This is a genomic window from Micromonospora sp. DT229, assembly GCF_049844505.1.
Taxonomy (GTDB): Bacteria; Actinomycetota; Actinomycetes; order Mycobacteriales; family Micromonosporaceae; genus Micromonospora.
The window spans coordinates 24,660-37,415 of sequence record NZ_JBNCLD010000028.1 but is presented as its reverse complement, the minus strand read 5'-3'; the positions used below and the strand labels follow the sequence as shown (position 1 = coordinate 37,415).

The 12,756-nt window shown below is 71.9% G+C and carries 9 protein-coding genes; 3 read left to right on the top strand and 6 right to left on the bottom strand.

The window, feature by feature from the left end; genetic code table 11:
* Positions 1 to 155 precede the first annotated feature (155 nt).
* On the bottom strand, positions 156 to 1,835 hold the full coding sequence (locus ACLQ2T_RS27735) for a right-handed parallel beta-helix repeat-containing protein (protein ID WP_425769305.1): 1,680 nt from the start codon (positions 1,833 to 1,835) through the stop codon (positions 156 to 158).
* A gap of 171 nt (positions 1,836 to 2,006) precedes the next feature.
* On the opposite strand from ACLQ2T_RS27735, the gene ACLQ2T_RS27730 reads away from it, so the two are divergent.
* From ACLQ2T_RS27730 to ACLQ2T_RS27720, 3 genes are read left to right on the top strand one after another with little or no spacing between them, the layout of a single operon-like run.
* Positions 2,007 to 2,390: a YwqJ-related putative deaminase gene (locus tag ACLQ2T_RS27730; protein ID WP_425769304.1), complete on the top strand. Its 384-nt coding sequence runs from the start codon at positions 2,007 to 2,009 to the stop codon at positions 2,388 to 2,390.
* Positions 2,387 to 2,872 carry an SUKH-3 domain-containing protein gene (locus ACLQ2T_RS27725; RefSeq protein ID WP_425769303.1) on the top strand — a complete coding sequence of 162 codons (486 nt, stop codon included), beginning with the start codon at positions 2,387 to 2,389 and terminating at the stop codon, positions 2,870 to 2,872. The genes ACLQ2T_RS27730 and ACLQ2T_RS27725 overlap by 4 nt, the downstream gene beginning before the upstream one ends.
* A complete protein-coding gene (locus ACLQ2T_RS27720; RefSeq protein ID WP_425769302.1) occupies positions 2,869 to 4,146 on the top strand; it encodes an SseB family protein in 1,278 nt (425 codons plus the stop codon). The genes ACLQ2T_RS27725 and ACLQ2T_RS27720 overlap by 4 nt, the downstream gene beginning before the upstream one ends.
* A 68-nt stretch (positions 4,147 to 4,214) precedes the next feature.
* On the opposite strand, the gene ACLQ2T_RS27715 is transcribed toward ACLQ2T_RS27720, so the two are convergent.
* The 5 genes from ACLQ2T_RS27715 to eccCa all read right to left on the bottom strand — a co-directional run bounded on the left by ACLQ2T_RS27715 (position 4,215) and on the right by eccCa (position 12,711).
* Positions 4,215 to 4,805, bottom strand: a complete 591-nt coding sequence (locus tag ACLQ2T_RS27715) for a hypothetical protein (RefSeq protein WP_425769301.1) — start codon at positions 4,803 to 4,805, stop codon at positions 4,215 to 4,217.
* 25 nt (positions 4,806 to 4,830) lie between these two features.
* Positions 4,831 to 6,090 carry a type VII secretion-associated serine protease mycosin gene (gene mycP, locus ACLQ2T_RS27710; protein ID WP_425769300.1) on the bottom strand — a complete coding sequence of 420 codons (1,260 nt, stop codon included), beginning with the start codon at positions 6,088 to 6,090 and terminating at the stop codon, positions 4,831 to 4,833.
* Between the two features lie 107 nt (positions 6,091 to 6,197).
* The gene (locus ACLQ2T_RS27705; protein ID WP_425769299.1) at positions 6,198 to 7,967 is read right to left on the bottom strand and encodes a hypothetical protein; all 1,770 of its coding nucleotides are present in this window, start codon (positions 7,965 to 7,967) and stop codon (positions 6,198 to 6,200) included.
* Positions 7,968 to 8,004: 37 nt separating this feature from the next.
* Positions 8,005 to 8,622 (bottom strand): hypothetical protein, encoded by a 618-nt coding sequence (locus tag ACLQ2T_RS27700; protein ID WP_425769298.1) that lies wholly within the window; start codon positions 8,620 to 8,622, stop codon positions 8,005 to 8,007.
* A gap of 126 nt (positions 8,623 to 8,748) precedes the next feature.
* Complete coding sequence (eccCa, locus tag ACLQ2T_RS27695; protein ID WP_425769297.1) at positions 8,749 to 12,711, bottom strand: type VII secretion protein EccCa; 3,963 nt, start codon at positions 12,709 to 12,711, stop codon at positions 8,749 to 8,751.
* Between the last annotated feature and the right edge of the window lie 45 nt (positions 12,712 to 12,756).

Here is a 12,756-nt window from a genome sequence, read left to right as displayed (position 1 = left end):
CGATCGTGGGGGCGGGTGGAACGCCCTGCTGCCCTGGGGCCGCCCGCTGTGGTGGCGGTGCTCCGACGCCCGGGTGCTGCTGCCAACCCGGTTCGCCCGGCCGTGCCGCGCCCGGATGTGTCACCGCGCGCCCCTCCCTGCCCGGCCCGGCATGATCAACGCCCGATCGCGGCGCGCACGTCGGCAACGGTCACCGTACGCAGTTCATCGAGACTGGGGCGCTGGCCGGACTGACGCAGCCGCTGCGCCTGCGCCTTGCGGACACCTTCGAACAGTTTGCGGGCCTCCCGCGCGTTGCCGAAGTTCTGATCCCGCTCGATCGTGCCGAAGTGCTCCCGCAGCAGCTCGGAGACCCCCTCGTCGAGGAGGTACTCGTCGCCGCCGGCCATCCGTTCCACGATGACGACGAGCTGCTCCGGGGCGTAGTTGCCGAACTCGACGGTCTTGGCGAAGCGGGAGGCCAGACCGGGGTTGGCGTCCAGGAACTGGAGCATCTCCCCGGTGTAACCGGCGGCGATCACCGCTATCTCGTCGCGGTGATCCTCCATCAGCTTGACCAGGGTGTCGATGGCCTCCTGCCCGAAGTCACCGCCGCTGCCGGAGGACCGGGACAGGGTGTACGCCTCGTCGATGAACAGCACACCCCCGCGCGCCAACTCGAAGGCGGCGGCGGTCTTCTCGGCGGTGTGGCCGATGTACTGACCGACCAGATCACGGCGGGAGACCTCGCGGAAGGCGCCACCGGGCAGCGCGCCCAACGCAGCGAGCAGGTCACCGTAGATGCGGGCCACAGTGGTCTTACCGGTACCGGGGGCACCCGCGAAGATGAGGTGATGGCTGACCGCACCGACCGGCAGCCCGGCGCTGCGTCGCCACTCGTTGACCTGGATCTCGTCGATGAGGGCCCGGACCTCCTCCTTCACCGACTCCAGGCCGACCATCTGCTCCAGCTCGGCCAGCAGCTTGTCCACCCGGGCGGTGTCCTGGGGGGTGGCCGCCCGGGCGGCGTCCGTGCCGTAGGCCGCCTTCCGGCTCGCCGTACCCTCCACGATGGTCGGGGTCGCCCCCTCGGCGATCTCGATCGCGGGCTGGGCGTTGTTCTCGGTGCTGCACTCCTCGACCGTGCCGTGGCAGCCCCGGGCGAAGGAGATCGCCGGCCCTCGGGTGTCCCGGATCCGGCAGCGCCGCAGCACGGGGGCGCTCTGGTGCACCACCGCCACCCCGGCATGACCGGTCTGCGAGATGTCGCAGGCCTCGATCGTCGGACGGCCGTACTGGTAGACGTAGATGCCCCGGTTGCCGCAGCGGGTCACCGTGCTGGTGCTGATCGTCGGGGCCGCCCCGATGCGCACGATGATGCCGTCCTCGCTGAGGTCGGTGAACTCGCACCCCTCCACGGTGCCGTCGGAGTCCTCGACGACCAGGCCGTACCGTCCGCCGGTGACCCGGCAACGGGTCAGGGTGAACTCCGACCGGCCACCCAACTGGATCGCCGCGCCGAAGCCGGCGCTCAGCTCACAGCCGGTCATGGTCAGGTTGGCCCGGTCACCCACCACCCCGGGCGCGTCACCGGCCTTGAGGATGAGGTCGCGCAGCTCCAGTCGACCGGAGTTGCAGGACACCGTCGGGTACGTGCCGGAGGAGGCGTCGATGGTGACCGTTCCCGCGCCCTGGGCGGCGACGACGGTGACCGCCCGGTCGTTGACGAACAGCGCCTCGTAGTAGGTGCCGGGGCTGACCGAGACGACCGTGTCGTCACCGGCCACCGCCAGAGCCTCCCCGATGGAAGGGTAGGCGCCGGGCTGATCCGGGGAGACGAGAAGGGTGCGCGTCATGACTCCGGCTTCGTACGACGGTGAGGGGCTTGGCCGACGATATCCCAGGCGGACCATGCCATGGAGCCCCGCACCGGGTCACCGGTCGAAGGTGAGCCCGCTCGATAGGCTGCCCTGGGTGGACCCGGCCCGCTCGTGGTGCCGGGGTCCCGGTCGACCGCGGGAGGACGGATGACCCAGCTGCGGATGCTTCCGCTGGTGGCCGGTGCACTGCTGGTCGACGGGACCGTCCACACGCACACCTCGGTGCGGGGTGATGTCGCTCCGCGCTTGCATCCGGTGGTCCGGCGATTCCTGGACGAGCTGCCGGTCGGGCAGCGGGAGCGGTTCACCGGCTGGTGCGCGGAGCCGGTGCTGATCTCCGACCGGCTGTACGCCGCCGAGGCCGACGGACCGCCCCTGAACTCCGCCCGGGCCCGCTCCCTGCTGTGGGGGGCCAAGGTGCACCTCACCCGGGTACGGGAGGAGGGCGACCCGCGTCATGGCGAGGCTCAGCCACCCTGCCGATCGTGCGCCGCCCTGTTGGACTGGTTCGGTATGGAGACGTTGACATGACCGAGCGCTTTCCACCTCCGGTGGCCGAGCTGCTCGCCACGGCGGGCTGGTCACCCCAGCTGCGGGACGAGAACCGGGCCCGGGAATGGGCGGTACGCCTGGCCGCCGACGCCACCCCGGACGGCCGCCAGCACGTCATGACGGCTGCCGCCGTGCAGGCCTACGCCGAGTTCGGCGGGCTGCGCCTTCGCCCACCGGGCGAAGGCGAGCAAATCGCGCCGAGCGAGATCCACCTCGATCCCTTCCGGGTACGTCACTCCGTGGCCACCCTGGCGGAGTTGGCCACGGTCATCGGGGTGCCCCTCAGTCCCCTCGGTGAGGAGGGCGACGGCACCGGCATCCTGGCCATCGACGAGCAGGGCCGGGTGTTCGTCCTGGACCACACCGGCGACTGGTACCTGGGTGCGAGCCTCGACGAGGCTCTCGGCACCCTGCTGCTGGGCCGCCGGCCCGCCCGGGTGCGCGAGGACGGCACCTGGTGACCACCCCGTTACCGCCCACCGGCTGGCAACCGAGTACCAGCACGGAACACGCGCTGCTGGCGGCGGTCGAGAACGACGACGCCGTGGCATTCCTGACCACCCTCGCCACCGGAGCGCTGTTGCTGCCGGTGCCGCCGTCGGCGACCCCCGCCGAGCCGGTGGCCTGGCCGACCGGCCACCACGAGGGGGTCACCCACGTGATGGCCTACACCTCTGCGGGGGCGATCGCCGCCGGGCTGCCCGGTCAGCCCGTCACCTACCGGGTGTCGGTGCTGACCGACCTGGCCGTCGACTGGCCCGACGAGCGCTGGGTGCTGGCCGTGAACGCCGGGCTACCCATCGGGGTACGACTGACCGCGGCGGAACTCGCCACCCTCACCGCAGCCTCGGTGGAGGCGGAGCAGCCGCTCCGCGACGCGATCCACCGGCAGGACCCGGACGCCCTGATGTCCGCCCTGCTGCGTACCGAATTGGTGCTTCCGCTGCGACCGGGCGGCCCGGCGACCCGTGACCTCGGCGACCCGGAGTTCCCCTGGTGGGTGCTGCCGGACGAGCAGGGGCGACCCAGCGTGCCGGTGTTCACCTCGGAGGCCCGGCTGCGACAGGCCCTCGGAGACCACGAGCTGGTGGTGGTCAGCAGTCTCCAGGTCACCGAGCACTGGCCGGACCCCTCCTGGCAGTTGTCCCTCAACCCGGAGACGCCACTGGCCGCAGCACTGCCCGGCGCGGCGGTGCTGACCCTGCGCGACTGGTTCGGCGAGCTGCGGGTCGTACTCGACGGTGCCGCCGAGCAGGAGCGCGGCCGGCGGGTCAGCGCGGCGTACGCCGACCCGTCGACAGTGGGGGTACCGGTATCGCCTCCCGCCGCCCAGCCGACGACCGACGAGGACGACGGGCCCGCTGCGGACATCCCGCTGCGGCTGCAACTGGTCATCGCCCACCGCTACCTCCCGGCCTATCTGGACGACGGGTACGACCGGGCGGCCGGTCTGGTGCACACCTGGCACGGGCCCGGACGGGACACCCCGCTGCGGCTCTACCGCCGGCTGGGTCTGCTGGGTGCGGGATCACCCTTCGAGGAGTCGGACGAGTGGGTGGCGGTGCTGCGCTGGATACCCGGTGAGGACACGCCCCCGGAGTGGGATCAGGGGTCGCCACGGATGGAGTCGTTGGTCGTCCCGGACGGCACCGAACTGCGCTGCCTGCACCAGGACGGCCGGGACGAGTTCCTGGCCCGCTTCGACGCCACCGCCCGCCGCTGGACCCCCGCCTGACCGATCCGGCGACGATCCCCCGCCCGCCGCCCGCCGCCCGCCGCCCGCCGCCCGCCGCCCGCCGCTGGTCAGCGCCGCCGGGCGGGTTTCGGTGAGCGCTGTCGGCCGGCGAACCAGGCGCGGGCCGGCGGGCTCTTGATCAGGGCTAGGGCCACCCCGGCCAGCCCGCCCACCACCAGGGGGGTGACCATCGTCGGCGCGAAGCTCAGCTTGCCCTGCACCAGCAGCACCACGAGGACGACGACGAACAGCCCGAAGGTGAAGCCGGCCGGTACGGCCAGCCCCTGGGCGCTGTCGCCGGTCCAGGCCATCAGGATCCCGAGCGCGCCGAGCATCACCACCAGCAGTGCGATCGCCAGCACCCCCGCTCCGATGCCCACCACCAGTGCCCGACCCAGCCCGTCACCCTCGGCCCCCAGCATGGCCCGGAAGAAGGCGATACCGGCGATCAGCCAGGTCACGATGGAGGGCAGCATCAGCAGGACCGCCAGGGTGACGACGAGCGGCCGGGCGGGCGGATTCCCCGCAGCGGGTGCGGGATTGCCGCCCGGGCCAGCCGGAGCGGGCGTCGGGTGTCCGCCGGGCGTCTGAAGCCCGCCCGGCGTCGGGTGAGGGTCGGAGGGTGGAGGCGGAAACCCGCCGGTCGGGGTGGCCGACATCGGTGACCTCCTGAGATCGGGTCGCTCAGCCGGGAGGCCGCCGCCAGGCCTCGTCCGAGGTCTGCGCAGGCTGATCCGGGCCGTTCCAGGGCCCGGCACCGGCTCCCACAGCGCCGACCGGGGCAGGTGGGCCCTCGTCGACGAGTTCGGCGTTGCGTCGCCGGGTGCGCAGCATCCAGACGGTGGCGACGGTCCCGCCGACGAGCAGGACGAGTACGGCGATGATGGCGGCCCAGACGAGGATCAGTACGTCGTCGTCGCGCTCCCGAGGGTTGGCCTGGGCCGGGTCGAGGGGGGCGGCCGGCGGGGCACTGGCCCGAGGGCTGGCCCGGCCGTCCGGCTCACCGGTCAGGGCGGTCCGCAGGTCGAGCACCCCCCACCCGTAGTCGAGGTCCCGACCGGGGGCCCCGGCGTCACGGGTGGTCTCCAGCAGCCGCGAGAACAGTTCGTACGCGTCCAGGTCCGGGTACTTGGCCTTGATCAGGGCCATGGCACCGGAGACGATCGCGGCGCTGCTGCTGCTGCCGAGCGAGGTGACGTACCTGTTCCCGGGGGCGGCCTGGACGATGTCCTCGCCCGGGGCGGCGATGTTCACCTCTTCGGCCGGCAGGGCCGCCTTCTTGCTGATGACACCGTTGCGGTCGGTCCCGTTGACGGCGATCGTGGCCGGGTGGCGAGCCGGGTTGCTGATGATGATGTCTTCGCGGTTGCCCACCGCGGCGACCACCACGATGTTGCGCTGGTAGGCCCGAGCGACCGCGCGGTCCAGTTCCTCGTTGAAGCTGCTGCCGAGGGAGACGTTGATGATGTCCGCACCGTTGTCGATCGCCCAGTTGATCCCGGCGGCGACCGCCGTGGGGGCGATCAGCGGGCTCTGTGCGCCCTTGATGGTCACCGGCAGGATCTTGGCCTTCGGCGCGACCCCGAGTACCCCGTCGGCATTGCCCGGCCCGTGCCCGTGCCCGGCGATCAGCGAGGCCATTCCGGTGCCGTGGCCCACCCGGTCGACACCACCCTTGGTGCCCTCGTCGTAGAGGTCCACGCCGGGCAGGACGTTGTCCTTCAGATCCCGGTGTTTCGCATCCACCCCGGTGTCCACCACGGCCACGACGACACCCTCACCCTGGGTGATCTTGTGTAGCTCGGGGAGTTCCAGGGCCTTGACATGCCATGAGCCGTCCCTGGTGGAATCCGCCAGGGCCGGCGCCGCGGGCAGGGCCAGCGCCGCCAGGACGCTGGCGGTGCTGAGCGCCAGGACGGCAGCCGGTCGGGTGAGGACACGCATGCCCGTCTACCTTCCTCTGTGGTTCGTTACGGAGACGGCCGAAAACGGGCGTTCACCGCATGGTACGGGCCAGCCACCGGTGCTGCGGTGAGCTGGCCCGTCCGTGTTCAACCTTGGCCCAGCGCCCTGCCCTGCTCCCGAGGGCGGTGCTCCGCCGGTGCCTCGACGACCCCGACGGCGGAGGACTCGGTGGCCCACAGTTCGTCGTCGCCGTCGCCGTACTCCCAGGTGTCCTGATCCTGGTCACGCTGGGCGTCCTTGCGGGGACCCGGCAGGACCGGCCCACCGCGTCGGCCGCCGAGCGAGGGGGCCGGGCCGGTGGTCGGTGCCGGACGTGCCGCACCGGCACGACCGTTCAGATCGGGCCTACCGGCGCTGCCCGGCACCCCCGGGCCGCCGGTCGCCCGGCCGCCGGACGGGGTGGCGGGGCGACCACCGAGGGGGGCACCCGGCCGGGACGGGGTGCCCGGGGCCGAGCCGCGCTGCCCACCCAGGCTCGGGGGCGGCGAGGCGGGACGTCCGGGCGTGCCGCCACGCGGAGCGGGAGGTGCCGTGGAACCCGGCAGGCGCGGGCTGGCCGGCGGCGGGGTGGTCGACGGGGCCGGTCGGAGTGGACCGGCACCGGGGCGCCCGGGGACACCGGTGTTGCCCGGCAGGGTCGGGCGGTTCGGCGTGGGGCCGCGTCGGCCGTTGCCCGGCGCACCGGAGCCGCTGCCCGGGCCGCCGGCACCCGGCAGGGTCGGCCGGTTCGGTGCGGGACCCCGGCTGCCCGGCGCGGGCGGACCACCGGAACCCGGCAGGGTGGTCCGGGGGGCGTTCGGTCGGGGGCCCGGATTCGACGGGACCGGCCCGGTGCCACCCGGCGGCAGCATCGGCGACCCCGGTGGGCCTCCCGGCGCGGGAGCGTTCGGGGTGGCTGTGACCGGCGGCGGGGCGGGTGCCGGCCCCGGTGGAGCCGTGGGGGTGCCACCGGAGAGGTTGATCCCCTCGGGCGTGGTCGGGGGGGTGCTGGTCTCCGGTGTCGGGACGGTGATCTCCGGCTCGCCGGGCCGCCCCGGCCGGGGCGGCAGTTCCGGCTGGTTCGGCTGGTTCGGCGTCTCCCGGACCAGGCCGGTGACCTTCGGGGGTGGCCCGGAGCCGGGCCGGGTGGGGCCGGCCGGTCGCCCCGGTCCGCCGCCGGGACGTCCCGGTCCGCCCGGAGGGTTCTGGCCGTCGAAGAGGGCCGCCTCGGTCGGGCCCTTGAACTTGCCGCCGCGCGAGATGTTCGAGATGTACACGTCGATGTACATGTCGGCCAGGGGCTTGGCGATGTTCTTGGCCCGCTGGTGGAACTCCTTCTGGACCTCTTCGTACGTCTTGTGTTTGTCGCCGAAGATGTCGCCGAAGGTGATCTTCGCCTTGTCCTTCTCGAAGATGTCCTGCTGGCGCTTCTGCTCGGCCGTGTACTCCTGCCACAGCTGGGTCATCTCGCGCTGGGCGGTCGAGATCTTGCTGGCCAACTGCTCCAGGCCGGTGGCGTTGTTGCTGGCCACGTTCTTCCACTCGTCCAGCGAGTGCAGGGTCGCACCCACCTTCGACATGAAGACCCGAGCGGCCGGCGACTTCCACTTGGCGTCGAGGGCGTTGGCGTGGCGCTGGAGGTTGTCCCGGGTGGACTCCAGCAGGCTCGCCGTCCGCCGCCACATCTCGGCGAGCGCGGTGGTGCGTTCGTCGCTCTCCTTGCGGACGTACTCCCACATCTGCTCGATGTTGACGCCGTCCCACTTGGTGGGCTCGTACGGCGTCGACTGGTCGGCCCGCTCGGCCGCGTAGTCGTCCCGCATCCCCCCGTACGCCGGGTAGCTGATCGGCGTGTAGCCGTAGTAGTCGTCGCTCATTCCCGCTCCTCAGGTCCCCCGCAGCACCTGGCAGTCGTCATCGCAGGCTCGACTGGTCCAGTCGGAATTCGTCACCGTGCATGCGCTGGTCCTCGCGCGGGATCTCGTACGCTCCCGGACCGTCGCCCACGGTCTCCGAGGCGGTCCACTCGGGCGCCTTCTCCCGGGTGTCCTCCGTCGGGCAGGAGTCCATCCCGTGATACGGACCGACGGGCTCCGGGTTCCTCGCCTGCTCGGGTACGGCCTCCGTCGGGTCACCCTGCTGCTGCCATTGGCCGCTGAGGGTGTTCTGGCCGTCCACCGCGTTGAAGGCGTTGTAGACGTCGTCGTTGGTGGCCTCGGCCAGCGCGTCACCCAGCAGGTACTCACCGGAGATGGAGGTGGCCGCCGCGCTCAGCGCGGTCAGACCCTTGATCACATCGCCGATCAGGTGCGACACGGCCATCCGGCTCTCGTCGTGCCGGCCCCGGAAGAAGGCGGCCTCTTTCAGCCCGCCGCTACCGAAGGGTGCCTGCACGGTGAGCATCGGGCTCAGGCCCCGTTCGAAGCTGGGCTGGAAGTTGCTCTCCAGCTCCTTCCGAATGGCCGTGGCGAAGTCCTGCAACTGGTTGACGTCGACGTCGATGGTTTCGTTGACGAGCCACTCGCCGCTCATGGTCCCTCCCCCGTTGGCTCACACAGTGCTGGCGCCTGCTCGCTCTCCGCTCTCGGATCGACGCAGCCGCACACCGCGGGTCCACTTTGGCTGACGGTAGTCCGGTCAGGCAACCCCGTGGGTCACCTACCCACGAGGTGGAAGATTCACCAACTGCACCAACCGGGTACCGCCCCGTCGGGAGACCAGCCAGCCCCGACCCGGAGGCAGGGGTCCGGGCCGCACGGTGCCGAGCAGCACTCCCTCGTCCCGGTTGCCGGACATCACGATGCCGGGGGTGCTGATCTCGCGCAGCCGCATCAGCACCGGCTCGTAGAGCGCCCGGCTCGCCCCGCCGGTGCGGCGGGCGACGACCAGGTGCAGACCGATGTCCCGGGCCTGGGGCAGGAACTCCAGCAGGGGGGTCAGCGGATTGCTGCCCGCACCGGCGACCAGGTCGTAGTCGTCGACCAGGACGTACAGGTCCGGCCCCTTCCACCAGTCGCGCGCCCGCAGCCGCTCCGCGTTGATGTCCGCCGGCGGCAGCCGGTCCCGCATGACGGCGGCGACCTCGGCCACGATGCTCTCGGTGATCTGCGCCGTCGAGCCGTACCCGATCAGGTGTGGGGTCTCGATGTCGCCCAGCATGCTGCGCCGGTAGTCGACGATGACCAGCCGCGCCTCGGTCAGGTCCCGGGTGTCGACGATGGTCTGCGCCAGCGCCCGCAGGAAGGTGCTCTTACCGGACTCGCCGTCGCCGAAGAGGATGAAGTGCGGATCGGTGGCGAAGTCCAGGTGCACCGGGGTGAGGTCGACCTCGGCGATGCCGATCGGGATCCCGGCCTGCCCGGTGTTCGGCAGGCTGCCGTACGGGACGTTCGGCGGGAGCAGCCGGATCGGTGGGGCACCCGGCCCCTGCCAGGCGGCGGCCAGGTCGGTGGCCAGCTTGCGGGCCCCCTCGGGCAGGGTTTCCGATTCCTGGGAACCGTCGATGCGCGGCAGCGCCGCCAGGAACTGCTGTCCGTCCGGGGTGATGCCGCGCCCGGGTGCCTTCTCCGGCACGTTCATCGCCGCCCGGCGGTCCAGGTGGGAGTCGCTGGCGTCGGCCAGCCACAACTCGATGCGGGTACCGAAGACGTCCCGGACGGCCGGCCGCAGGTCCATCCAGCGGCCGGCGGTGACGATCAGGTGGATGCCGAAGGAGAGTCCCCGGTTGGCGATGTCGTTGATTGTGGGTTCCAGGTCCTCGAACTCCGAGCGTAACGTCGCCCAGCCGTCGATGACCAGGAACACGTCGCCGAAGGGGTCGTCGTCGTGCTGGCCGTGCCGGCGGGCCCGCCGGTACTCGGCCATCGAGTCGACACCCCGCTCGGCGAAACGCCGCTCCCGCTCGCCCATCAACAGTTGCAACTCGGCGACCGTACGCCGGACCAGGCCGGCGTCCAGCCGGGTCGCCACCGAACCGACATGCGGCAGGTCCCGCAGCGAGGACAGGGCGCTGCTGCCCAGGTCCAGGCAGTACACCTGGGTCTCCCGGGGGGTGTGGGTCAGCGCCAGCGAGGTGACCATCGTCCGCAGCAGGGTGCTCTTGCCGCTCTGCGGCCCTCCGACGATCACGGCGTGACCGGCCGCCCCGGCCAGGTCGAACCAGAGCACGTCCCGGCGCTGCTCGAAGGGCTTGTCGACGATGCCGACGGCCACCTGCAACTCGCCCAGCAGACCGGCGTGCGCCACGGTCACCCCACGGGCCGGGTCGGCGGTCAACGGCGGCAGCAGCTGGTCCAGGGTCGGCGGCTCGGCCAGCGGTGGAAGCCACACCTGGTGGGCCGGCTTGCCCCGGCCGGTGAGCCGCCCGACCAGGATGTCCAGCACACTCTCGCCGACCCCGTCGACCGGCTCCGGAGCCTCCTCCTCCTTGGGGGTACGGGTCACCGGCGGCGCCACGTAGCCGGTGGTGTACTCGCGTACCCGGTCCTCGCCGTCACCGGCCGCCACCGCTGCGGCGGTCTTGCTGCGGTAGGCCCCGGAGACGTACGCGGCCTTGAACCGGACCAGCGGCTCGGTGCCGAAGCGCAGGTAGCCGTGCCCGGGAGAGCGGGGCAACTCGTAGGCGTCCGTCGCGCCGAGCACCACCCGTGACTCCATCGCCGAGAAGGTCCGCAGACCGATCCGGTACGACAGGTGGGTGTCCAGCCCGCGCAGCCGCCCCTCCTCCAGCCGTTGCGAGGCCAGCAGCAGGTGTACGCCGAGGGACCGACCCACCCGACCGATCTGCACGAACATGTCGATGAAGTCGGGTTTCGCGGTCAGCAGCTCGGAGAACTCGTCACAGATGATCAGCAGGCTCGGCAGCGGCGACAGCGGAGCACCCGCAGCCCGGGCCTTCTCGTAGTCACGCTGCGAGGCGTAGTTGCCGGCCGAACGCAGCAACTCCTGTCGGCGGACCAACTCGCCGTTGATGGCGTCGGTCATCCGGTCCACCAGCGGCAACTCGTCGGCGAGGTTGGTGATCACGGCACTGGTGTGCGGCAGGCCGTCCAGCCGGGTGAAGGTGGCACCGCCCTTGAAGTCGACCAGGACGAAGTTGAGGCTCTCCGACGAGTGGGTCGCGGCCAGGGCCAGCACCAGGGTGCGCAGCAGCTCGGACTTACCGGAACCGGTGGCACCGATGAGCAGCCCGTGCGGGCCCATGCCGTCCTGCGCCGACTCCTTGAGGTCCAGCTCCACCGGGCCACCGTCGGTACCCATGCCGATCGGCACCCGCAGCCGGTCCCGGTTGGGTCGCGGCTGCCAGGCCCGATCGACCTCGAACTCGTACGGGTCACCGATGTCCAGCAGCTCCGTCAGACCCATCTCGCTGCTCAGCGGGGTGTCGCCACCACCCCGGGAGGCGGCCGACAGCCGCAGCGGAGCCAACTGCATGGCCAGCGCCTCGATCTCGGCCACCCCGCAGTCGTCCGCCCGGCCGATCTCCGCCGGACCGTCCACGGTCAGGCTGCGTAGCTGCCGATCCGTGGTCACGTCGAGCACCAGACGGGCCCGGTCGAGCATCCGGGGCGCCGGGGTGGACAGGTCGAGCAGGGTGACCCCCTCCACCCCGCCGTCGGTCATCAGGTGGTCCGAACCCGCGGTGTCACCACCGTCGATGACCACCAGCACGTGTGGCCCGCCGACCTGGGTCCCTCCGCCGCTGGCGTTGAACCGGGGCCGACTGGCCAGCACGTCGTCGAGCATCGCCTCCAGACCGGTCACCGAGGGGGAGACCAGGCGCAGTTGCCCCAGGGCGTCCGTACGCGAGGGATGCAGCGCGTGTGGCAGCCACTTCGTCCATTCCCAGTCGTCGCGACGATCCGGGGAGACGCAGACCGCGACGAGCATGTCGTCCGGGGCGTGGAAGGCGGTCGCCTGGGCCAGCACGGCCCGCACCATGCCCCGGGCGGCGTCGGTGTCGCCCCGCAGATGCACCCGGGCGAAACCGTTCAGGGCCATGGTCACCGGCAGGTCCGGCACCTCGCCGTAGGTGGTGAGGAACCGGCGCAGGGCCAGTGCGCACATCGGCTCCAACTTCTCCAACGAGGTGGCCGGGGGCGGCACCAGCGGAGTGGCCAGTTCCTGCGGGCCCAGGCCGATCCGGACGGTGGCGAAGTCCACGTCGCTGCGGCGGCGTTCCCACAGCCGGGGCCCCAGCGGCAGGGACCACAGGGTGTCCGGATCCGGATGCCGGTAGAAGGCGGCCTCCCGCTGTCGGCGGATGGTCTTGAGGACCCGCCGCCGCTGCCGGGACAGGTGGGTCATGTACTCCCGGCGCTTCTGCAGCATCTCCTGCTTGCTCGGGCCCCCGGAGTTGTTCGTCAACTGGGCCCCGAGCATCCCGATGGCGGAGAGCCCGAACAGGCCGCCGGTGACATATCCCAGGGTCGACCCGCCGCGACCGGCGAACATCAGGGCCATCGCGAAGGAGCCGGCGAGCATCGGCAGCATCATCATCATCTGCCCCCACGCCTTGCCGCTGGGCGGAGGTACCTCTGGAGGCGGGTCCAGGAGCACCTCGCCGGAGGGGTACTCCGGTTCCGGCTGTCGGGCGGGTCGTTTGACGACGACCGTGCTCACGTGACAGACCTCCGTTGCCTCTCCTGGGCGTGATGGTCACGCCCG

Excerpts from the sequence above, each read along its gene's own strand:
- ACLQ2T_RS27735 (WP_425769305.1), bottom strand. The coding sequence starts at position 1,835 with ATGACGCGCACCCTTCTCGTCTCCCCGGATCAGCCCGGCGCCTACCCT.
- ACLQ2T_RS27730 (WP_425769304.1), top strand. The coding sequence starts at position 2,007 with ATGACCCAGCTGCGGATGCTTCCGCTGGTGGCCGGTGCACTGCTGGTC.
- ACLQ2T_RS27725 (WP_425769303.1), top strand. The coding sequence starts at position 2,387 with ATGACCGAGCGCTTTCCACCTCCGGTGGCCGAGCTGCTCGCCACGGCG.
- ACLQ2T_RS27715 (WP_425769301.1), bottom strand. The coding sequence starts at position 4,805 with ATGTCGGCCACCCCGACCGGCGGGTTTCCGCCTCCACCCTCCGACCCT.
- mycP (WP_425769300.1), bottom strand. The coding sequence starts at position 6,090 with ATGCGTGTCCTCACCCGACCGGCTGCCGTCCTGGCGCTCAGCACCGCC.
- ACLQ2T_RS27705 (WP_425769299.1), bottom strand. The coding sequence starts at position 7,967 with ATGAGCGACGACTACTACGGCTACACGCCGATCAGCTACCCGGCGTAC.
- ACLQ2T_RS27700 (WP_425769298.1), bottom strand. The coding sequence starts at position 8,622 with ATGAGCGGCGAGTGGCTCGTCAACGAAACCATCGACGTCGACGTCAAC.